The sequence below is a fragment of the Paraconexibacter antarcticus genome (assembly GCF_024220175.1).
Taxonomy (GTDB): domain Bacteria; phylum Actinomycetota; class Thermoleophilia; order Solirubrobacterales; family Solirubrobacteraceae; genus Paraconexibacter; species Paraconexibacter antarcticus.
Map to the genome: position 1 here is coordinate 4,428,287 of NZ_CP098502.1, position 18,400 is coordinate 4,446,686.

Below are 18,400 nucleotides of genomic sequence, written 5' to 3' on the forward strand. Positions count from 1 at the left end.
TCACCGACGCACGACGCGATGTGCATGGTCTGCGGCACGGCCAATTCGGCCAACCTCGGCGTCACCGTTCACGTCGAAGACGACCGCGTGCTCGGCACGGTGCTGCTCGACACGCGTCACGCGGGGGCCCCGGGCTTCGCGCACGGTGGGGCCCTGGCGGCGATCATGGACGACCTTCTCGGCCAGGTCCTCATCCCGCTCGACCGGCCGGGTGTCACCGCCACGATGACGGTCGACTTCCATGCTCCCGCGCTGCTCGGCCGCACCATGGACCTTGAGGCGTGGTGCGAGCGAGTCGACGGCCGCAAGCTGCACATGCGCGGGGAGATCCGCGACGGTGAGACTGTGGTCGCCTCGGGCAGTGCGCTGTTCATCCACGTTGACGTCTCTCACTGGGAGACATCCGGGCACGCGCTGCCGCCGCACTGGGCCGGCTGGGGCGCCACCGCCGACTCGAAGCCCTGAGGACAGACCATGGATACGTACGATGTCATCGTGATTGGTGCGGGCGCGGCCGGCTGCGTGGTCGCCGCCCGGCTCAGCGAGGACCCCGAGCGCCGGGTGCTGCTGCTGGAGGCCGGCGGCCACAACAAGCGGCTGTCGGTCAAAGCACCCGCGGCGTTCTCCGCGCAGTTCGGAACCAAGCTCGACTGGGAGTACTGGACCGAACCGGAGGAGAATCTCTTCGGCCGTAGCCTGCATGAACCGCGTGGCAAGCTGATGGGCGGCTGCTCGTCGATGAACGCGATGATGTACGTGCGCGGCAACCGCTTCGACTACGACTCGTGGGCGGCTGAGGGCGCCGCGGGCTGGAGCGCTGACGAGGTCCTGCCGTTCTTCACCCGGTCGGAGGACAACGGCGACCTGGCCGGCCCGTATCACGGCCGCGGCGGCCCGATGCACGTGGAGACGCGCGACCCCGATCCCGTGGCTCGCCGGATGGTCGACGCCTGCGTGGAGGCGGGTTTCGAGCGTCTGACGGACCTCAACGGCGCGCAGCAGGAGGGCGTCGCGTTTACCCAGGTCAACCAGAAGCGCGGGATGCGGCACGACGCCGCAACGGCGTTCCTCGGGCCGGCGCGAGGTCGTCCGAACCTGACGATCAAGACCGGCGCCCTCGTGCACCGGGTTCGCCTTGACGGTGGTCGGGCGACGTCGGTCGAGGTCTCGTTCGGCAAGTCCCTCGAGCAGTTCGGCGCCGACGGCGAGATCGTGCTCTGCGCGGGGGCCTTCGGTACCCCTGAGATCCTGCAACGGTCGGGGATCGGCCCGGCCGAGCACCTGAAGAGCGTCGGCGTGCCGTCGCTGGTGGACCTGCCGGCGGTCGGCCGCCACCTCATGGAGCATCCATTCCAGTTCCTCAACTGGGAGCTCGTGGGCGATGACATCGGATTGTCTGACCTGAGCCACCCCAAGCATCTGGCGCGCTGGTTGGCCACCCGGAAGGGGAAGCTCACGAGCAACGTCGGCGAGGCGCTGGCGTTCTTCCGCACCGACTCGTCCCTCCCGGCGCCCGACATGGAGCTCGTGCTGGCACCGTTGTTCTTCTGGGAGCACGGCAAGCGCGAGCATCCGCGTCCCGCGTTCTCGATCGGACTCTCTTATGTGGCTCCGATCAGCCGGGGCTCGGTGATGATCGCCTCGCCCGACCCCGGGCAGAAGGCGCGTGTGTCCTTGCGGATGCTGAGCCATGACTCTGAGGTGCGCGCCCTGGTCGCCGGAGTGCACAAGGCCCGCGAGATCGTCTCGCAGCCGGCGATGGACGGGATGCGCGGGGCCGAGATCAATCCCGGGCTGTGGGTGCGCACCGATGAAGCGATCTCCGAATATGTCCGTCACACCGTCGAGCACACGTATCACCCGGCCTGCTCGGCACGCATCGGGTCCCCCGAAGACGGAGCGTGCGACGCGGAGCTGCGCGTCCACGGTGTCGACGGGCTGCGTATCGCTGATGCGTCGGCAATGCCAACGATCACCCGCGGCAACACGCATGCACCGACGCTGATGATCGGCGAGCGCTGCGCGGACTTCATCCGCAACCCGGCGAGGGTCGCGACCGCGGTTGCCTGACTCCCGCCGCAGCGCTCCGCGGTAGACCGAACTGCGACGTTCTGCATCGGGCCCACGCCCGCAACCCGCGCGGCTCGGCCGGACAAGCGCCCAGATGAAGCGGCCGGCATATCGGGCGCCCCCGCCCGCCCGGCCGGGCGGGCGGCAGGGCGGCCGCACCCCGTCCCGGTGGCGGGCCGGGGCGCCCCCGCCCGCCCGGCCGGGCGGGCGGCAGGGCGGCCGCACCCCGTCCCGGTGGCGGGCCCTGCCGGGTCAGTCCGCGTTAGTGGAGTCGGGCGTGATCGCGAATGCGTCGATCACGTTCCGGACGCCGTCCATGCCGGTGAAGGCGGGGGGCCAGAGGAGCGTGTGCTCGTAGACGCCCCGCCACCGCTCGGCGTAGCGGGTGCGGACCTCTTCGCGGGTGCCGGAGAGGGTGATGGTGTCGACCATCTCGTCGGGGACTGCGTCAACGGCGGCGGCGAAGTTGCCGGCGGTCCATTTCTCGCGGATCCTCTCGGCGTGCTTCTCCCAGCCGTGGTGGCGGTGCACGACGCGGTAGGTCTTGACGGTGGAGTTGAACGCGACCGTCGCCCTTGCGGCCTGGCGGGCGACGTCGCGATCCTCGTTGACGCTGCAGGTGAGGTAGCCGGCGATCGGGATCTGTGCGTCGCGTCCGGCGTGCGCGGCGCCATCGGCGAGAGCGGGCCGGGCGATGTCGCGGACGTACTCGGCCGTGAACAGCGGGTGGCCGACGAGGCCGTCGCCGACGCGGCCGGCGGCCTGGATCATCCGCGGGTTCACGCCGGCGAGGTAGATCGGCAGGTCGGTCCGAGGCGGCGGGCCGACCGGGAGGGTCGGTTTGACGTGGAGGCGGTAGAAGCGGCCGTCGTGGGCGATCGGTCCTTCGTTGAGGCGCAGCAGCCTGCGCAGGAGCGGGACGAGCTCCTCCATCCGCGGCGCTGGGTGCTCGCCGTCGAGGCCGTGCCAGTCCTGCTGCATCCGGCGGGTGCCGGTGCCGAGACCGAGAATCAGGCGTTTGCCGGTGAGCTCATCCAGGTCGCGGGCTTCGGCAGCCCAGACCAGCGGCGTGCGCCCGAAGCCGTAGGCGATCGCGCTGCCGAGCGTGATCTTCGACGTGGCGGCCGCCATCGCGGCGAGCGAGACGGTGGCAGAGCGGTCGTAGAACTCGGTCGTCCAAGCGCCGGCAAACCCGGCCGCTTCGGCCAGGCGGGCCGACTCGGCGATCTCGGCGAGACCGCCGCCACCGGTGATCAGGAGCGACGGTGCGGCGTCAAAGCCCGGATGCTCAGGCATTGGCGGTCGCTCCCCAGTCCTGCCAGCTGGCCGGCAGCGGATGTCCGGAGGCTTCCCAGTGGGAGACGTCGACGTGGATGAAGATGGCTCGGCCTTCGGCGATCAGCGTGTCGCCGTCGTGAATCTCGCCGCGCATGTGGAGCTTGCGGCCGTCGATCTCCTCGCACCATGCCTCGAGCCGAAGCTGGCGGCCGAGCAGCGCTGGCCCGCGGTAGTCGACGGTCATCGTCGCGGTCACGCCGGGCCGATCGATGATGATGAGGACGTTTCCGAGCAGGTCGTCCATGACCGCCGCAAGCGCGCCACCATGCACGAACCCGGGTGCGCCGCCGTGACGCTCATCGAACGTGACGGTCCCGCGGACGCGGTCGCCCTCGAAGCGCACGGAGACCCCGAGGCTGTCGGGGTTCTCCGGGCCGCACCCCATGCACCGCCGGTCATGCGTCCGGTCGGAGACGGTACTCGGGCTCATCCGTGGAGCCTTACGGGCAGGTGCTTGAGCTGGCTTGAGAACTGCGAGATGACCCAGCTGGGCTCGCCGGCGATCGACATCTGCGGGAACCGCTTGACCGTTTCCTCCACGAGGATCTTCAGCTCCAGGCGGGCGAGGGCGGTGCCGAGGCAGAAGTGACGGCCGCCCGCGCCGAAGGCCTGGTGCTCGGGGTTGCGCGTCACGTCGAAACGATCGGGATCCTCGTAGCGGTCCTCGTCACGGTTGGACGACGGGTACCACATCGCGACCTTGTCACCCTTCTTGATCGGGCAGCCACCGAGCACGGTGTCCTTTGTGGCGGTGCGGCGGAAGTGCGCGAACGCGGGGAACATCCGCAGCGCCTCCTCGACCGCAGACGGGACCAATGAGAGGTCGTCGAGCAGGAGCCTGCGCTGGTCCGGGTGCTCCATCAGGGCGCGCATCGTGCTCGTGTACGTCGCCTTCGTCGAGTCGTTACCGGCGGCCATCATCAGGACGAACCCGGCGAAGATCTCAAGGTCGGTGAGCATGTCGCCGTCGATCTCGGCGAACACCAGGACGCTCATCATGTCCTCGGTCGGGTTGGCGCGCCGGGCGGCGACGAGCTTCATGCACTTCTCGTACATCGGCGGGATGTGCTCCATCACCAGCTGATCGATGCCGCCCGGGTTGAGGACCGGGTCACCAAAGCCCAGGAGGGTGTTGATCGCGTCGGCCCACGGCTTGTCGTCCTCGGGGTCCAGCCCCATGAAACTGCCGATGACGCGGGCGACTACCGGTTGGGCGAGGTCGGTCACCAAGTCGCACTCCTCCCGCCCGGCCAGACTGAGCATCACGCGGTCGGTGATCTCGCGGATCGCCGGCTCGTGACGAGCGATCGCCTTCGGCGTGAACGCCCGTTGGAACAGTGCCTTGATGCGGTCATGCATCGGCGGGTCCATCCCGATGAACATCCCCTTGACGAGGTCGAGCGGCACGCCCTCGTCGGTCAGCAGGAAGTTGGACGCCGACGAGTAGGTCTGCCAGTCCTTACTGACGGTCAGCACGTCCTCCGCCCTGGTCACCGACCAGAACCCCGCATCACCGGGCGTCTGCGTGATGCCGCTGCTCCAGTGCACCGGGCATTGCGACCGCAACGTCGTGAACACGTCGTGAGGCGGACCGGCCTCCCACAGCGCGTTGTCGGCCACACGCAGGGTCTCGAGATCCATGGCTTCGCGAGTTGACATGGTGTCGAGTGTAAGCGATTTCGTACCGAATGGAGAAATAAAACGTTCCTCGCGATGTTTTTTTGTGCACCGTTCGGTGTAGTCTCGCGGTGGGTCGACCGAGGGGGAAGCGCCGATGGTGGAACAAGGGTCATGGCGGTGGGGTCCGCTCGCGGCGGTCTGCCTCGCGCAGTTGCTGCTCATGCTGGACGTGACGATCGTGATCGTCGCGCTCCCGGCGATCGCGACCGACCTCTCCGGGGATCTGCAATCGATACAACTGATCGTCGACGCCTACGCGCTGACGCTCGCTGCGCTGCTGCTCAACACCGGCGCGCTCGCCGACCGATTCGGCCGGCGGCGCGTCTTCTTGGCGGGCCTCGTGACGTTCGGGGCGGCATCGGCCCTCTGTGGCGCTGCGAGCGGGGCGACGTTCCTCGTCATCGCGCGGGCGCTGCAGGGCGTCGGTGGGGCGATGCTCTTTGCAACTGGTCTGGCGATCCTCGGCGCCGCGTACCACGGCGCCGACCGGGCCAAGGCTCTGGGCGCGTTCGGTGCGGTGTTCGGCGGCGCCGTGGCGCTTGGACCGCTCGTGGGCGGCGCGATCGTCGAGGTCGCCGACTGGCGCTGGATCTTCCTGGTCAACCTCCCGGTCGTCGCCCTGGCGATCGTGATCGCGCACCGCCATGTGCCCGAGACGCGCAGCCCGCGGACACGTCGGGTGGACTGGGTCGGGCAGATCACGTTCACGATCGGGATCGGCTCACTGGTCGCTGTCCTCATCGACGGCGGGGACTGGGGCTGGACGAGTGCTCGGAACCTCGCCCTGGCGATGACGGCGGTGCTCGCGCTCACCGCGTTCGCCGTCTCGCAGGGGCGTGGGGCCGAGCCGATGTTCGATCTTGCGCTGCTGCGCAACCGGTCGTTCGTCGGGAGCGCGATTACGGCGTTCGCGACCTCAGCCTCGCTATTCGGGATGTTCGTCTACCTCATCCTGTACTTCCAGAAGGTCGAGGGCATCGACGGGCTGCACGCCGGCGCGCGACTGCTTCCCGTGACGATCGTCGCGTTCGTCGCCGCGGCCGGCGCGGGGCGCCTCTCAGCTGCCATCTCTCCTCGTCTCGTCCTCACTGCGGCGCTGTCCTGCAGTGCCTGCGGCCTGCTGCAGATGACGCGGCTGGAAAGCGGCTCGAGTTGGACGGTCGCGCTGCCGGGACTCGTGCTCTGCGGCCTGGGCTTCGGCCTCGCCAACCCCACCGTCGCCGCGGTCACCCTTGCCGTGGCTCCGCCGGACCAGGCAGCGACGGCAACCGGGATGAACTCCACCTTTCGTCAGGTCGGCGTCGCCACCGGGGTCGCGGCCATGGGCGCGATCTTCGACCACGCCCTGAGGGCTCCGGTGGGGACAGGCGCCCGGGCCGCACAGGCCGAGTCGGTCGCCTATACCGATGCGCTGCATCGCGTGTTCCTGGCCGGCAGTGCGATCGCCGCTCTTGGCGCCATCCTCGCAGCGGTGCTGGTCCGTGCCGCGCCGCTCGTGGCGCTACCAGAGAGCAGCCCCCAGCCTGACATCGCCGCCGCCGCCTGACCGGCACCGGGACGACCGCGCTATGCGACCTCGACGTACTCGGCGGCGATCGAGCGCTTGAGCCGCCGTAGGCTGGCAGCGGTGGCGGCGGTGTCGCCGGTCTCCGTCCACTCCAGCAGCAGCCCGCGAAAGACCGCCAACGTGAGCGTGACCATGCCTGGCACATCATCACGCAGCTGCCACCGGGTATGGCTGATCGACTGCAGCTGCCGGGTGATGAGCCGCTCGTACGCGCCCTTGAGCTTCCGCAGCGCCTCCTCGACCTCTGAGTTGTCGGCGCCCCCACCGACGAGCGCGAAGTACGCGCGCGCCAACTCGGGCGCGGAGGTGATCCCCGACCACAGGGCCTCGACCAGCGCGCTCGCGAGCTGGTCGGGCGTGTCGATCTCGCCCACCGCGACCTCGATGTGCGCGGCGACGCGCTCCCCGACGGTCTGGACGACGCTGACCAGGAGCGCCTCCCGGGTGTCGTAGTAGTACAGGACGTTCCGCTTGTCCAAGCCGGCCTCTTCGGCGATCCGGCTCAGGGTTGCCCCACCGAACCCGTCGCGGGCCAGCACCCTGGTCGCGGCCACCAGGACGCGCGCCGCCGTCCGCTGGCCCTTGGCGGTGAGGTGCTTTCCCGTACTCACGCGAGGACTCGAGAGTCAGCGGCGCGCGGGGCGACGATCGCGATGGTCCCCTGCGCCGCAGCGACCAGACGCTCTGCCTGGAAGGCCTCCGCGCGCACGACGGCGCTGCGGTTGGTGATCGCCAGGACCGAGGCGTCGACCCGCAGGACCCCCCGGGTCACGGGGGCCACGTAGTTGAGCTTGAGCTCGGTCGTCGCCCCCCAGTGCCCGTCCGGGATGAGCGGGTAGACCACCGCGCCCGTGACGTGGTCGAGGATCGCGGCGATGGCCCCGCCGTGAACGTTGCCGGAGGGCGTCAACTCCTGCGCGGCGAGGTCCGCTTCCGCGGAGAGCACGCCAGGCGCGAATCGCACCAGCTTGATCCCGAGATAGGCCGGAAGGCCGGGCATCGTGTTGCTATAGCCGAGCATCCGTTGGGCGATGGCGTCGTCGTAGCGCTCTTCGATCGTTCCGTAGGCCACTGCCGGTTGCTCCTCAGGTCGACACGTCGGCGTAACGTACCAAGCCGGGAACATTTTTTATCCGTTCGGTGCACAAAACGCTCGCGTCACTCCCAGCGGGCGATCCGGCCGAGCGTCGTCCGTCGGCGCCCGTCGCGGACGCCCCAACCGCCGGGCAGCGCCGCGCGGCATATATCTCCGATCGGAGACGAATCGATACACTGTCGGAATGGTGAGCGCCTCCTCGTTCTTGCATCGCCGCGCCGGCCACTGCGGCTCTGGGTCGTTGCGCAACCTGCTCGAGTTCGAAGGGCTTGACTACGGGCAGGGCGCTCTCGGTGAGGAGATGGTGTTCGGCCTCGCGGGCGGGCTCGGGTTCTTCTACGCCCCTGATCCGAGCTGGGCGCCGCCGTTCTACCTCGTCGGCCGCACGGATGACCTCGAACGGGACATCGCCGACATCCTCGACGCCGAGCTTGACGTCAGAGAGAGCGACGACGCCGGGCAGGGCTGGGACTGGGCCAGCGAGCAGCTCGCGGCAGGCCGTCCCGCGATGGTGCGCGCGGATATCGCCGAGCTTGAATATCTGCGCGTGAAGATGAGCAACACGCGTCACGCGATCCTCGTTGTCGGGCACGACCCCGATACGGACACCGTGTGGATCGCCGACAACGATCGCGACGACCTGGTGGCCTGTTCACGTCGGTCGCTTGCCGCGGCCCGCACCTCGCGCGGCTTCCCGAGCCCGAATCGCAACGCGACCTACGTCTACCGGTGGCCCGAGCAGCTCCCAGATATCCGGCTTGCCGTGACGCGCGCGCTGAGCCGTGCGGTGTCCAACATGACCGGCGAGGTCGTCAGCGTCGGTGGTCTGCCGGGTGCCTCCGGGCTCGCGGGCGTCGACGCGTTCGTCTCGAGCTTCGAGCGGTGGCCAGACGAGTTCCCCGACGCCCTGCTCCCGGCCGCGATGAGCGGGCTGTGGGTGTTCATCGTCAAGGCCGGGACCGGAGGCGCGATGTTCCGCTCGCTGCATGCGGGCTTCCTCCGCGAGGCCGGCGAGCTCCTCGACGACCCGGACCTCCGGACCCTCGCCGACCACTACGACCGACTCTCCGCGGCGTGGATCGAGCTCGCCGACTGCGCCAAGTGCGGCGCCCACGAGGCGGGGGTCACCGTCGCCCGACAGGTGCACGACCTCGAACACGCGGGCGTCGCGCTCATGGCCTCGATCACCTGAGCGCCGACCGGCGAACACGACACCCGGGCCTGGACAAGGAGCGACGCGTATGGACGAAGACGACACCGACGCTCTCGACGACGTCGAGGACGGCGTACTCCCGGTCCGCGGCCGGGCGGTTCTTACCGCATCCGAGCTCACGCTGCTCCGCGAGCTGATCGGCGAGGAGCTCCTCGCGTCGGCGACGATCCGCAGCTGGCTCGCCGGCGATACGGGGCTGACGCCACACTCCGTGGGTGTCGCGGTCGAGGCGCAGCTGCGCATGCTGTTCGGGACACCCACCGAGGCATGTGCGGTGCTGGAGCATGTCATCGCGCGTCTCGCGGCAGCCTTTCCGGCCGACGTGCAGCCGCTGCACACCGACTGAGATGCCGGTGCCAGGCGCTCCGCTCGGCGGCTTCCGCGTCCTCGATGCCGGCACCTTCCTGGCCGGCCCGATCTGCTGCTCGCTGCTCGCCGACTGGGGCGCCGAGGTCGTGAAGGTCGAGCCGCGCAACGGCGACCCGACCCGCGGGCTGGGCGGTGGACGGGTCGCGGACGGCCTGTCGGCGCTGTTCGTCGCCGCGAACCGCGGGAAACGGAGCATCGCGGTCGACTACTCGTCCGGCGCCGGCCGCGCGATCGTCGCGCGCCTCGCCGCGGCGAGCGATCTCGTGGTCCACAACCAGCGTGACGACGTGGCCGACTCGCTCGGCCTCAGCAGTACGGCGTTGACCGCGGCGGGATCGACGGCGGTGAGCTGCGCGATCTCTGCCTTCGGCCCGAAGGGAACCTACGCCGGACGTCCGGCGCTCGATTCGATGATCCAAGCGATGACCGGCATGTCGGCGTTGACGGGCGAGCCGCACGGCGAACCGATGCGGGCCGGGTCGCAGGTCATCGATGTCGGCGCGGGGCTGGCCGCCGCGGGGGCGAGCGTCACCGCACTCCTCGGCCGCGAGCGCGGGCTTGGGTCGCAGCCAGTATCGATCTCGCTGTTCGACCTCGGGTTGTTCTACAACGCTGGGTTTGTCGCGCTGCGATCGGTCCAGGGCGAGACGCCGCCGCGGCTCGGGAACCGCAGTCACCCGCTGCTCGCCGATCAGTTCGCGGCGGCTGACGGCTTCGTTGTGCTCGCGGTCTGGGACCACCGACGGTGGACGCTGTTGTGCGGGGCGCTGGACCTTCCCGAGCTCGCCGCCGATCCCGCGCTCGCCAGTAACGACGGGCGGCTGGCCGATTACTCCCGGGTTCGCGCCGCGCTCGAGCGCGCGATCGCGCCGCTGTCGTGCAGCGACGTCTGCTCGCGGCTGCACGCGGTCGGGGTGCCCTGCTGCGTGACCGCCGATCTCGACGCCGTGGCGACCGATCCGCACACGCGCTCAAGCGAGGCGATCTACGAGGAGCACCGGCTGCCGGGCGATCCCATCGAGATGGCCTCCGGGCCGTTCAGGCTCGACGGCAGACGGCTCATCGCGGAGCGGCCTCCACCGCGTCTGGGTGAGCACTCGGCCGCCGTGATGACCGAGTGGCTCGATGCGTCGATTTCCGAATGCGCGGCCCTCGCCGCGGCCGGCGTGCTCGGGTGACGCACGCTCAGCGCAGGCAGTCGGGCAGTTCGGCGAGCGGGAAACCGTCGTACGGGACCGACCTGTCGCTGCTCTGGGTGGTCCAGGTGTGCCGGTGGTTCGGCACGGCCCCGTCCACACGGATGCACGACCCGGAGATGAACGCCGCCGCCGGCGTCAGGAGGAACGTCACGGCGGCGGAGACCTCCGCCTCGTTGCCGTACCGGCCCAGCGGGATCTCCCGCTTGAGCTGGCGAAGCTGCTCCTGCATCGGCTCGTCGTAGGTGTCGAAGCCGCTGGACGCGATCCATCCCGGGGCCACCGCGTTCACCCGCACCGCCGCGTGCCCCCACCCGCAGGCCATCGTCTCGGTGAGGTTCAGCATGCCCGCCCGGGCTGCGCCGGAGTGGGCCATCGTCGGCATCCCGCCCCACATGTCGGCGATGATGTTCACGATCGCGCCGCCGTGGTCGGCCATGCTCTGCCGGTAGGTCTCGCGCGCCACCAGGAACCCGCCGGTGAGGTTCGTGCGAAGCACCGCCTCCCAGCCTTTGAGGGAGAGGTCCTCGACGGGCGACGGGTATTGGCCTCCGGCGTTGTTGACGAGCCCGCTGATCGGCCCGTGCCGCTCGAGAACGGTGGCGATCGCGTCCGCGACGGCGTCTTCGTCGCGGATGTCGAACGCATGGCAGCTGACCTGGCCGCCGGCCGCCTCGATCTCGGCGGCCACCGCGCGGAGGCGATCGAGGCGACGACCGGTGATCGCGACGGTGGCGCCGAGGCTTGCGAACTCGTGCGCGATACAGCGGCCGATGCCGCTGCCGCCGCCCGTGACGAGGATCGTCTGCCCGTTGAACAGGCCGGGGTGGAAGACGGAGCGGTAGCGCTCAGCCAAGGCCCATTCCCTTGCTGATGATCTCCTTCATGATCTCGTTCGCGCCGCCGTAGATCCGTGAGACACGCGCGTCCGCGTACATCCGGCCGACGGCGTACTCGGTCATGTAGCCGTAGCCGCCGTGGAGCTGGACGCACCGGTCGGTGACCTTGCCCTGCAGCTCGGTGCAGATGAGCTTCGCGGACGCGGCGCGCTCCGGGGTCAGGGTGCGCTCTCCGAGTTCGCGGGTGCACTGATCCACGAACGCCTGGGCGCAGTCGATTTCCGCGCGGCAGTCCGCGAGCGAGTGGCGGACCACTTGGTTTGCGGCGATCGGCTGTCCGAAGGCCTGCCGCTCCTTGACGTAGTCGACCGTCGCAGCGAGCGCGGCCTCCGCGACCGCGACGCCGGTGAGCGCGATCGAGAGCCGTTCTTGGGCGAGGTTCGACACCAGGCACTTGAACCCGTCGCCCTCGTTGCGCAGGAGGTTCTCTGCGGGGACTCGGGCCGAGTCGAAGAACAGCTCGGCGGTGTCCTGCGAGTGCATCCCGACCTTCTCGAGGTTGCGGCCGCGCTCAAAGCCTGGCGTGTCGCGCTCGATGACGAAGATCGAGAGGCCGCGGTGGCGCTCCTTCGGGTCGGTCTTCGCGGCGGTGACGATGAGGTCGGCGTTGATCCCGTTGGTGATGAAGGTCTTGGCGCCGTCGATGAGGTAGCTGCCGTCGTCCTGCCTCATCGCCTTCGTGCGGATGCCGGCGAGGTCGCTGCCGGTACCTGGCTCCGTCATCGCGATCGCGGTGATCAGCTCGCCCCGGACGATGCCCGGCAGCCAGCGCTGCTTCTGCTCCTCGTTGCAGTAGTCGAGGAAGTACGGCAGGCAGACGTCGTTGTGCAGGCCGATGCCGAGCGCGAAGCCACCGAGGCCGGCGGCGCAGCACTCCTCGGTGATGATGGCGTTGAAGCGGAAGTCGTGACCGACGCCGGCGCCGCCGTACTCCTCCGGCACCTGCATGCCCAGGAAGCCATGGGCGCCGGCGAGCGCGTAGTACTCGCGCGGCACGATGCCGTCACGCTCCCACTGCTCGAAGTGCGGGACGATCTCCTTCGCGAGGAAGCGACGGAACGAGTCGCGGAAGTCCTCGTGATCATCGTCGTAGATCGCGCGGCGGACGCGTGATGCAGTCACCGTGTTCGTCATCGAGTCCTCCGTTAGGACGCGGTCGGTGTGGCTTGCCGGCCGACGGTGTGGCGATCGGTGAGCTCTCCGTCGGCCAGCTGCTGACGCAGGCGCTTCTTGTCGAACTTGCCGACGCTCGTCTTCGGGACCTCGGCGATGAACGCGACCTCGTCCGGGATCCACCAGCGTGCGACCTTGCCGTCGAGGAACGCGATGAGCTCTTCGGCAGTGGTCTCACCGTCGAGCACTACGCAGGCCAGCGGACGCTCGGTGAAGCGCTCGTCGGGCTTGGCGATGACCGCCGCCTCGCGCACGTTCGGGTGGCCCATCAGCTCGTTCTCGAGCTCGACGGAGCTGATCCACTCCCCGCCGGACTTGATGACGTCCTTCGAGCGATCGGTGATGAAGATGTAGCCGTCGGGTGAGATTGCCGCGACGTCGCCCGTCCGCAGCCAGCCGTCCTGGAACTTCTCGGCGGAGGTGTCGTCCTGGTAGTAGTCGGAGGCGATCCACTGTCCGCGGATCTGGATCTCGCCGGTCGCTTCGCCGTTCCATTCCTGCTCGGTTCCGTCCTCGCCGATGATGCGGACCTCGACGAGCGGGGCGACCTGGCCCTGACTGGTGCGGTATCGCCAGTGCTCCTCGCCCTCGAGGTGCTCCGGCGGGATCGCCACCGCGCCGAGCGGGCTCGTCTCGGTCATCCCCCATGCCTGCACGATCTGCACGCCGTGGCGCTCGTGGAACGCCTCCATCAGGGAGCGCGGGACGGCGGCGCCGCCGCACGGGACGATGCGCAGGCTCGAGAGGTCCGGCTTGTGCTCGTCGGCGTAGCGCAGGAGGTCCATCCACAGTGTGGGAACCGCGCCGGCGACCGTCACGCGCTCGGTGACGATCAGGTGCGCGAGCGAGGGTGCTTTCAGGAACGCGCCGGGCATCACGAGCGAGGCCCCGGAGAGCGCGGCCGCATAGATCAGCCCCCAGGCGTTGGCGTGGAACATCGGCACGACGGGGAGGATCCGGTCGCTTTTTCCGACACCGAAGCAGTCGGCGGTGAGGACGGCCATCGAGTGCAGGAGGGCGCTGCGGTGGCTGTAGAGGACGCCCTTGGGGTTGCCGGTGGTGCCGCTCGTGTAGCAGAGCGCCGCGGCCTGGCGGTCGTCGTCGATGATCGGGAACCGGTAGCCGCCCGGTTGCTCGGCGAGCAGTCGCTCGTAGCGAATCACGTGGTCGCCGAGCGCCGAGGCGTCTCCGTCGCCGACGACGATCCAGTGCTCGACCGTCGGCAGCTGATCGACAATGTCGGCGACCATCGGGATGAGGGTGTCCTCGATGAGGATCACGCGATCCTGCGCATGGTTGACGATGTAGACGAGCTGCTCGGTGAACAGCCGCAGGTTGAGCGTGTGGAGCACCGCCCCCATGCATGGGATGGCCAGGTAGGCCTCCATGTGCTCGTGGTTGTTCCACATGAGCGTGGCGACGCGGTCGCCCGGCTCGATCCCCAGGGCCGTCAGCCCCGAGGCGAGCCGCAGCGACCGGTCGCCGATCTCCCGGTACCCGACCCGGTCGACCTCGCCGTCGGCGGTGCGGAGTGACACGACCTCTCCGCTGCCGCCGTGCATCCGGTGCATGCGCTCGAAGGCGTGCTGCAGGCTCATCGGCACGTCGTGCTGCATCAGGCCTTCGAGCATCGGCTACCCCTGCGCCGTCGCGGTGGCAGCGGGCGCAGCGAGCGCCGCGTCCTCCTTGATGAGGTCGGCGGCCTTCTCGCCGATCATGATCGTCGGCGCGTTCGTGTTACCGCGGACGATCGACGGCATGACCGACGCGTCGACGACCCGCAGCCCCTGCACGCCGTGCACCCGCAGGCGCGAGTCGACGACGGGGCCGATCGCGCAGGTGGAGGTCGGGTGGTAGATCGTCTGGGTCTGCGCCTCGATGACCTTCATCAGGTCCTCGTCGGAGATGTCCGCCGTCGGCGCGTTGAACGAGCCCGTGATGAACGGGCCGAGTGCGTCCTGTTCGGCGATCTGGAGCGCGACCCGCGCGCCGGCGAGCATCGTCGCGCGGTCCTCGTGGGTCGTGAGGTAGTTGTGCTGGATGCGCGGCTTGACGTACGGGCTCGGTGCTCTGAGCGTCACCGAGCCGGTGCTGGTCGGCTTCACGACGCCCGGCCCGAAGGCCACGCCGTGCTCGACGGCGGCGCCGAGGCCCTCCTCGTGGAAGAGCACCGGCGCGCAGTGGAACTGGCAGTCCGGCGCGTCGAGGCCCGGCCGGGTGCGGATGAACCCGCCGCCCTCGGCGATGTTCGACGACAGCGGGCCGCGGCCCTCGGTCTGCAGCAGCTCGACGTTCTCCGGGGTGAGCGCGGTCATGAGCGACTCGTAGTCGGCCTTCCAGTTGAAGAGCGCCATGCAGTGGTCCTTGAGACCCTGGCCGACCGGGAGGTCCTGGCGGACCTCGATGCCGAACAGCGGCAGCGCATCGGCCGGCCCGATGCCCGAGAGCATGAGCAGCTGCGGCGACTGGTAGGCGCCGGCGGAAACGATCACCTCGCGGGCGGCGTGGACCTCCTCGATCGTGCCGGCGTGGTCGATCTCCACGCCGCTCGCGCGGTCCCCGTCGAAAAGGATCCGCAGCGCCATCGCGTCGGTGATGACCGTGAGGTTCTCGCGCTCCGTGTTCGGGTGCAGGTAACGGACGGAGGTGCTCGCGCGCATCCCGTTCTCCTGCGTCGTCTGGTAGCGGCCGAAGCCCTCTTGGCGCGCGCCGTTGAAGTCCGGGTTGCGCTCGTGGCCGGCCTGGGCGGCCGCCTCGACGAACGCGTCGACGACGGGGTTCATCGACCGGCTCTCCTTCACCGGCAGCGGGCCGCCGGCGCCGTGGAACGGGTCCTCGCCGCGCTCGTTGCTCTCGGACTTCTTGAAGTACGGCAGGACGTCGTCGTAGCCCCAGCCCTCGGCGCCCATCGCCGCCCACTCGTCATAGTCGGCGCGGTTGCCGCGGATGTACACCATGGCGTTCATGGAGCTGCAGCCGCCGAGCATCTTCGCCCGCGGCAGGTAGGCGCGGCGGCCGCCGAGGCCGGGCTCGGGCTCGGTGCTCATGTCCCAGTCGCGGCGGCCCTTGAAGAGGGCGCCGAACGCGGCCGGGATGTGGATCTCGTCGTCGGTGTCTGCGCCTCCCGCCTCGAGCAGGGCGACGGTTACGGAGGGGTCCTCGGAGAGGCGGGCGGCGAGCACGGCGCCGGCTGAGCCGGCACCGACGATGACGTAGTCGTACATGGGTGGTCCTTCCCGGAAGGGGTTCGGTTTGACGGGGGTCGGCTCGACCGGCCGGGGTGCCGCGAGCCGTGCTGCTGCAGGTTGGGGCGGTTGCGGAGCCGAGGCTCAGCCGTCGCCGTTGAGGAAGTTCATCGCCTCGATCGGATCGCCGAAGAGGATGAGCTTGTCGTCGGTCGTGACCATGCGGCCGTAGTGCGTCGACATCTCGTGCTGGATCGTGTACGCGTCGACGTCGATCCCGAGTTCTTCGGAAACCTCGTCGTAGTCGATCTCGAGCTTGTCGGGGGCGCGGATGTCCCAGAACGCCGGCTGCTGGATGATCTCCACGCCGGGCTTGTCGCGTAGGGCGTCGGCGACGGCGTCCCCTTCGGCGCTGCGGGCCATCACGATGCCGACGAAGTTGTAGGTGCTGTCCAGACCGCCGGCGCTGCTCATGCCGTCACCTGCTCCGGGATGTCGACGAGGTCGGCGATACCGGCGGCCTCCCAGATGGTTCGGGCGTCGGCGAGCGTACGTTCCCAGGAGCGCTCGAAATCGATCGCGACGGGTAGTTCGTCGACCATGCCGGCGAGAGCCTGGACGGCTTCCAGGGCGAGAGGCATCCACTCGGCGATCCAGCCGGCGATGAGCTCACGGTTGCGGGCGCCGTGCTCGGCGTCCTCGAGGACGAGCTTGGCGAAGTCCGCGGTCCACTCGTTCACCCATTGCCACTCCAGCTGCGCGACGCGGCCGATCGCCGGCGTGACGGTGTCGCCGTTGGCGCTCGCTGCGCGCATGCCGAGCTCCCGCGAGATGAGGACGCCCACGAGCGGCTCGAAACACAGGTTGATCGCGACGATGGACTGCCCCCAGTCCACGATCGTGCGCAGCTTCTCGACGTACTTGCGGGTGGGTTGCCAGGCCGGGTGGTCAAGCCAGCGCTGGCGGGCGGTGTCCATCGGGAACCCGCCGAAGTGCGGCTCGAGGTCCAGGGCGTAGAGGACGATCGATTGGGCGAAGCGCTGCTTGACGCCGGCCTGCATGACGATCGCGTGGGTGAGCGTGTCGGAGAGCGTGTCGCGGCCGGACGCTGCAACAGCGAGCCAAAGGCCGTGCTGGACGAAGGCCGGGACCTGCAGGTTGCTGCGCAGGAACTCGACCCAATCGGGGTCGAAGTCCTTGAAGAGGCCGTCGACATTGGCCTGCCGCAGCGCGCTGTCGATACTCCGCTCGGACTGGGCTCCGACTTGGTAGAAGGTCCGCTCCCACCAGCCGGCGGGGTCGCGGAAGTCGTACCAGTCGGCGACCTCCAGCCGGGTGGAGTCGTCGCTCCATACACCGTGCACGCCGTCGAAGGAGAGCTGCCAGCCGCGCTCGACGTGGCGATGGATCGAGGGCTGCGTGTCGACGGTAACGTCCTCGTACACCGACGCTCGCCGCTTCACCGGGGTGAAGTAGTTGAAGGTGCGCTCGCTGTCGTCACCGCGCGAGGACGTCCCGTCGCTGACCTTCTTGACCGGGGGTGGGGTCATGTCGCTTCCTCCTGGTCGCCTGCGGCGACCGACGTGGTGAACTTGTCGAAGTGAATCTGTCCGTCGTCGAGGCTTCGGCCGTCGATGAGCATCTCGGTGGCGGCGTCGACCATCGGCGGGGGCCCGCAGAGGTAGGCCTCCACGTCCTCGCCGATTTCGCCGCTGTCGAGGAAGCGGGTGACGGCTTCGTGGACGAAGCCACCTTCGCCGTCCCAGGCATCGTCTTCGGCGGGGTCGGAGAGCACGGCGGTGAAGCGGAAGTCGGGCAGCTGAGTTCCGAGCGCCTCGATCTCCTCCAGGTGGAAGAGGTCGCGGCGCTGGCGGGCGCCGTAGAAGAAGCGCACCGGTCGATCGATGCCGTCGCGAACCATCTGCCGCAGGAGCGCGACCTGGGGCGCCATTCCGGAGCCGCCGGCGATCATCAGTACCGGCCGGTCGTTCTGGCGCAGCCGGAAGGCGCCGTAGGGACCGGTGAACGCGAGCGGGTCCCCGACCTTGAGTGAGCCGTCGTCCAGCATCCCGGAGAGCCGTCCTCCGGGATAGCGCTTGATCATCAATTCGATGCTCCCGTCGCCGGGGAGGTTCGCCATCGAGAATGAGCGGCGCTCGTCCTCGGAACCGGGGATGTGGATATCGATGTAGTGGCCCGGGTTGAACTCGAAGTCGATCGGCTCGTCCACGCGCAGCACCACTTGGGAGATGTCGTGGGTGAGATCCCGGATGACCTCGACGGTGGCCGACCCGTCGCGGATGTCGAAGTCCGAGCGGTAGTTCTCGGGGTCGTAGTGGAGCAGCTCGACGGTGACTTCCTCGTCGTCGGGCATCGCCCGGCAGAGCAGGGTGTAGCCCTGCTCCTCCTCGGACTCCGAGAGCGCGAAGGTCGAGTAGCTCTTCAGCGAGACGTCGCCTTCGAGCAGGTAGCACTTGCACGCGGAGCACTGGCCCTCGCGGCAGCCGTGGACGAGGGAGAAGCCTTGACGGAACGAGGCGTCGAGGATCGTCTCGTCCTCATCGCAGTCGATCTCCTCTCCGATCGGTTCCAGCAGAATTCGCGGCATCGGCCT

At 69.3% G+C, this 18,400-nt stretch carries 18 protein-coding genes; 6 read left to right on the forward strand and 12 right to left on the reverse strand.

Translation table 11 applies throughout. The features are described 5' to 3' along the window. The first annotated feature begins 24 nt into the window (after nt 1-24). Both NBH00_RS21700 and NBH00_RS21705 read left to right on the forward strand, forming a co-directional pair. On the forward strand, nt 25-465 hold the full coding sequence (locus tag NBH00_RS21700; protein WP_254570661.1) for a PaaI family thioesterase: 441 nt from the start codon (nt 25-27) through the stop codon (nt 463-465). A gap of 9 nt (nt 466-474) precedes the next feature. Beyond that, nucleotides 475-2,070: a GMC family oxidoreductase gene (locus NBH00_RS21705; protein ID WP_254570662.1), complete on the forward strand. Its 1,596-nt coding sequence runs from the start codon at nt 475-477 to the stop codon at nt 2,068-2,070. Between the two features lie 252 nt (nt 2,071-2,322). Here NBH00_RS21705 and NBH00_RS21710 read toward each other — a convergent pair whose 3' ends face one another. The 3 genes from NBH00_RS21710 to NBH00_RS21720 all read right to left on the reverse strand — a co-directional run bounded on the left by NBH00_RS21710 (nt 2,323) and on the right by NBH00_RS21720 (nt 5,049). Further along, on the reverse strand, nt 2,323-3,366 hold the full coding sequence (locus NBH00_RS21710) for an LLM class flavin-dependent oxidoreductase (protein WP_254570663.1): 1,044 nt from the start codon (nt 3,364-3,366) through the stop codon (nt 2,323-2,325). After that, nucleotides 3,359-3,751: a PaaI family thioesterase gene (locus NBH00_RS21715; RefSeq protein WP_254570664.1), complete on the reverse strand. Its 393-nt coding sequence runs from the start codon at nt 3,749-3,751 to the stop codon at nt 3,359-3,361. The genes NBH00_RS21710 and NBH00_RS21715 overlap by 8 nt, the downstream gene beginning before the upstream one ends. Nucleotides 3,752-3,834: 83 nt before the next feature. Next, nucleotides 3,835-5,049 carry a cytochrome P450 gene (locus NBH00_RS21720; RefSeq protein WP_254570665.1) on the reverse strand — a complete coding sequence of 405 codons (1,215 nt, stop codon included), beginning with the start codon at nt 5,047-5,049 and terminating at the stop codon, nt 3,835-3,837. Between the two features lie 133 nt (nt 5,050-5,182). Here NBH00_RS21720 and NBH00_RS21725 point away from each other — a divergent pair, with 133 nt between their 5' ends. Continuing rightward, the gene (locus tag NBH00_RS21725) at nt 5,183-6,634 is read left to right on the forward strand and encodes an MFS transporter (protein WP_302182659.1); all 1,452 of its coding nucleotides are present in this window, start codon (nt 5,183-5,185) and stop codon (nt 6,632-6,634) included. 20 nt (nt 6,635-6,654) lie between these two features. Here the strand turns inward: NBH00_RS21725 and NBH00_RS21730 are convergent, their stop codons facing one another. Beyond that, entirely contained in the window at nt 6,655-7,266 is a 612-nt protein-coding gene (locus tag NBH00_RS21730) for a TetR/AcrR family transcriptional regulator (RefSeq protein WP_254570666.1), read from the reverse strand. After that, nucleotides 7,263-7,727 (reverse strand): PaaI family thioesterase, encoded by a 465-nt coding sequence (locus NBH00_RS21735; RefSeq protein ID WP_254570667.1) that lies wholly within the window; start codon nt 7,725-7,727, stop codon nt 7,263-7,265. The genes NBH00_RS21730 and NBH00_RS21735 overlap by 4 nt, the downstream gene beginning before the upstream one ends. 208 nt (nt 7,728-7,935) lie before the next feature. Here NBH00_RS21735 and NBH00_RS21740 point away from each other — a divergent pair, with 208 nt between their 5' ends. From NBH00_RS21740 to NBH00_RS21750, 3 genes are read left to right on the forward strand one after another with little or no spacing between them, the layout of a single operon-like run. Next, complete coding sequence (locus tag NBH00_RS21740) at nt 7,936-8,943, forward strand: BtrH N-terminal domain-containing protein (protein WP_254570668.1); 1,008 nt, start codon at nt 7,936-7,938, stop codon at nt 8,941-8,943. A 49-nt stretch (nt 8,944-8,992) separates the two neighbouring features. Beyond that, complete coding sequence (locus NBH00_RS21745) at nt 8,993-9,310, forward strand: hypothetical protein (RefSeq protein WP_254570669.1); 318 nt, start codon at nt 8,993-8,995, stop codon at nt 9,308-9,310. Further along, nucleotides 9,249-10,511, forward strand: a complete 1,263-nt coding sequence (locus NBH00_RS21750; RefSeq protein WP_254570670.1) for a CaiB/BaiF CoA transferase family protein — start codon at nt 9,249-9,251, stop codon at nt 10,509-10,511. The genes NBH00_RS21745 and NBH00_RS21750 overlap by 62 nt, the downstream gene beginning before the upstream one ends. A 7-nt stretch (nt 10,512-10,518) precedes the next feature. Here the strand turns inward: NBH00_RS21750 and NBH00_RS21755 are convergent, their stop codons facing one another. The 7 genes from NBH00_RS21755 to NBH00_RS21785 form a co-directional block, all read right to left on the reverse strand. Next, on the reverse strand, nt 10,519-11,385 hold the full coding sequence (locus NBH00_RS21755; protein ID WP_254570671.1) for an SDR family oxidoreductase: 867 nt from the start codon (nt 11,383-11,385) through the stop codon (nt 10,519-10,521). Then, nucleotides 11,378-12,562 carry an acyl-CoA dehydrogenase family protein gene (locus NBH00_RS21760; RefSeq protein ID WP_254570672.1) on the reverse strand — a complete coding sequence of 395 codons (1,185 nt, stop codon included), beginning with the start codon at nt 12,560-12,562 and terminating at the stop codon, nt 11,378-11,380. Before NBH00_RS21760 ends, NBH00_RS21755 begins: the two co-directional genes overlap by 8 nt. A gap of 11 nt (nt 12,563-12,573) precedes the next feature. Further along, nucleotides 12,574-14,232, reverse strand: a complete 1,659-nt coding sequence (locus NBH00_RS21765; protein WP_254570673.1) for a long-chain fatty acid--CoA ligase — start codon at nt 14,230-14,232, stop codon at nt 12,574-12,576. 3 nt (nt 14,233-14,235) lie between these two features. After that, complete coding sequence (locus tag NBH00_RS21770) at nt 14,236-15,825, reverse strand: GMC family oxidoreductase (RefSeq protein WP_254570674.1); 1,590 nt, start codon at nt 15,823-15,825, stop codon at nt 14,236-14,238. A gap of 105 nt (nt 15,826-15,930) precedes the next feature. Next, on the reverse strand, nt 15,931-16,260 hold the full coding sequence (locus NBH00_RS21775) for an MmoB/DmpM family protein (RefSeq protein WP_254570675.1): 330 nt from the start codon (nt 16,258-16,260) through the stop codon (nt 15,931-15,933). Continuing rightward, nucleotides 16,257-17,336 (reverse strand): ferritin family protein, encoded by a 1,080-nt coding sequence (locus tag NBH00_RS21780; protein WP_254570676.1) that lies wholly within the window; start codon nt 17,334-17,336, stop codon nt 16,257-16,259. The genes NBH00_RS21775 and NBH00_RS21780 overlap by 4 nt, the downstream gene beginning before the upstream one ends. Then, on the reverse strand, nt 17,333-18,394 hold the full coding sequence (locus tag NBH00_RS21785; protein WP_254570677.1) for an NADH:ubiquinone reductase (Na(+)-transporting) subunit F: 1,062 nt from the start codon (nt 18,392-18,394) through the stop codon (nt 17,333-17,335). The genes NBH00_RS21780 and NBH00_RS21785 overlap by 4 nt, the downstream gene beginning before the upstream one ends. Nucleotides 18,395-18,400 lie beyond the last annotated feature (6 nt).

Excerpts from the sequence above, each read along its gene's own strand:
- NBH00_RS21770 (WP_254570674.1), bottom strand. The coding sequence starts at position 15,825 with ATGTACGACTACGTCATCGTCGGTGCCGGCTCAGCCGGCGCCGTGCTC.
- NBH00_RS21785 (WP_254570677.1), bottom strand. The coding sequence starts at position 18,394 with ATGCCGCGAATTCTGCTGGAACCGATCGGAGAGGAGATCGACTGCGAT.
- NBH00_RS21760 (WP_254570672.1), bottom strand. The coding sequence starts at position 12,562 with ATGACGAACACGGTGACTGCATCACGCGTCCGCCGCGCGATCTACGAC.
- NBH00_RS21775 (WP_254570675.1), bottom strand. The coding sequence starts at position 16,260 with ATGAGCAGCGCCGGCGGTCTGGACAGCACCTACAACTTCGTCGGCATC.
- NBH00_RS21750 (WP_254570670.1), top strand. The coding sequence starts at position 9,249 with ATGTCATCGCGCGTCTCGCGGCAGCCTTTCCGGCCGACGTGCAGCCGC.
- NBH00_RS21765 (WP_254570673.1), bottom strand. The coding sequence starts at position 14,232 with ATGCTCGAAGGCCTGATGCAGCACGACGTGCCGATGAGCCTGCAGCAC.
- NBH00_RS21705 (WP_254570662.1), top strand. The coding sequence starts at position 475 with ATGGATACGTACGATGTCATCGTGATTGGTGCGGGCGCGGCCGGCTGC.
- NBH00_RS21700 (WP_254570661.1), top strand. The coding sequence starts at position 25 with ATGGTCTGCGGCACGGCCAATTCGGCCAACCTCGGCGTCACCGTTCAC.
- NBH00_RS21740 (WP_254570668.1), top strand. The coding sequence starts at position 7,936 with ATGGTGAGCGCCTCCTCGTTCTTGCATCGCCGCGCCGGCCACTGCGGC.
- NBH00_RS21780 (WP_254570676.1), bottom strand. The coding sequence starts at position 17,336 with ATGACCCCACCCCCGGTCAAGAAGGTCAGCGACGGGACGTCCTCGCGC.
- NBH00_RS21745 (WP_254570669.1), top strand. The coding sequence starts at position 8,993 with ATGGACGAAGACGACACCGACGCTCTCGACGACGTCGAGGACGGCGTA.
- NBH00_RS21720 (WP_254570665.1), bottom strand. The coding sequence starts at position 5,049 with ATGGATCTCGAGACCCTGCGTGTGGCCGACAACGCGCTGTGGGAGGCC.
- NBH00_RS21710 (WP_254570663.1), bottom strand. The coding sequence starts at position 3,366 with ATGCCTGAGCATCCGGGCTTTGACGCCGCACCGTCGCTCCTGATCACC.
- NBH00_RS21725 (WP_302182659.1), top strand. The coding sequence starts at position 5,183 with ATGGTGGAACAAGGGTCATGGCGGTGGGGTCCGCTCGCGGCGGTCTGC.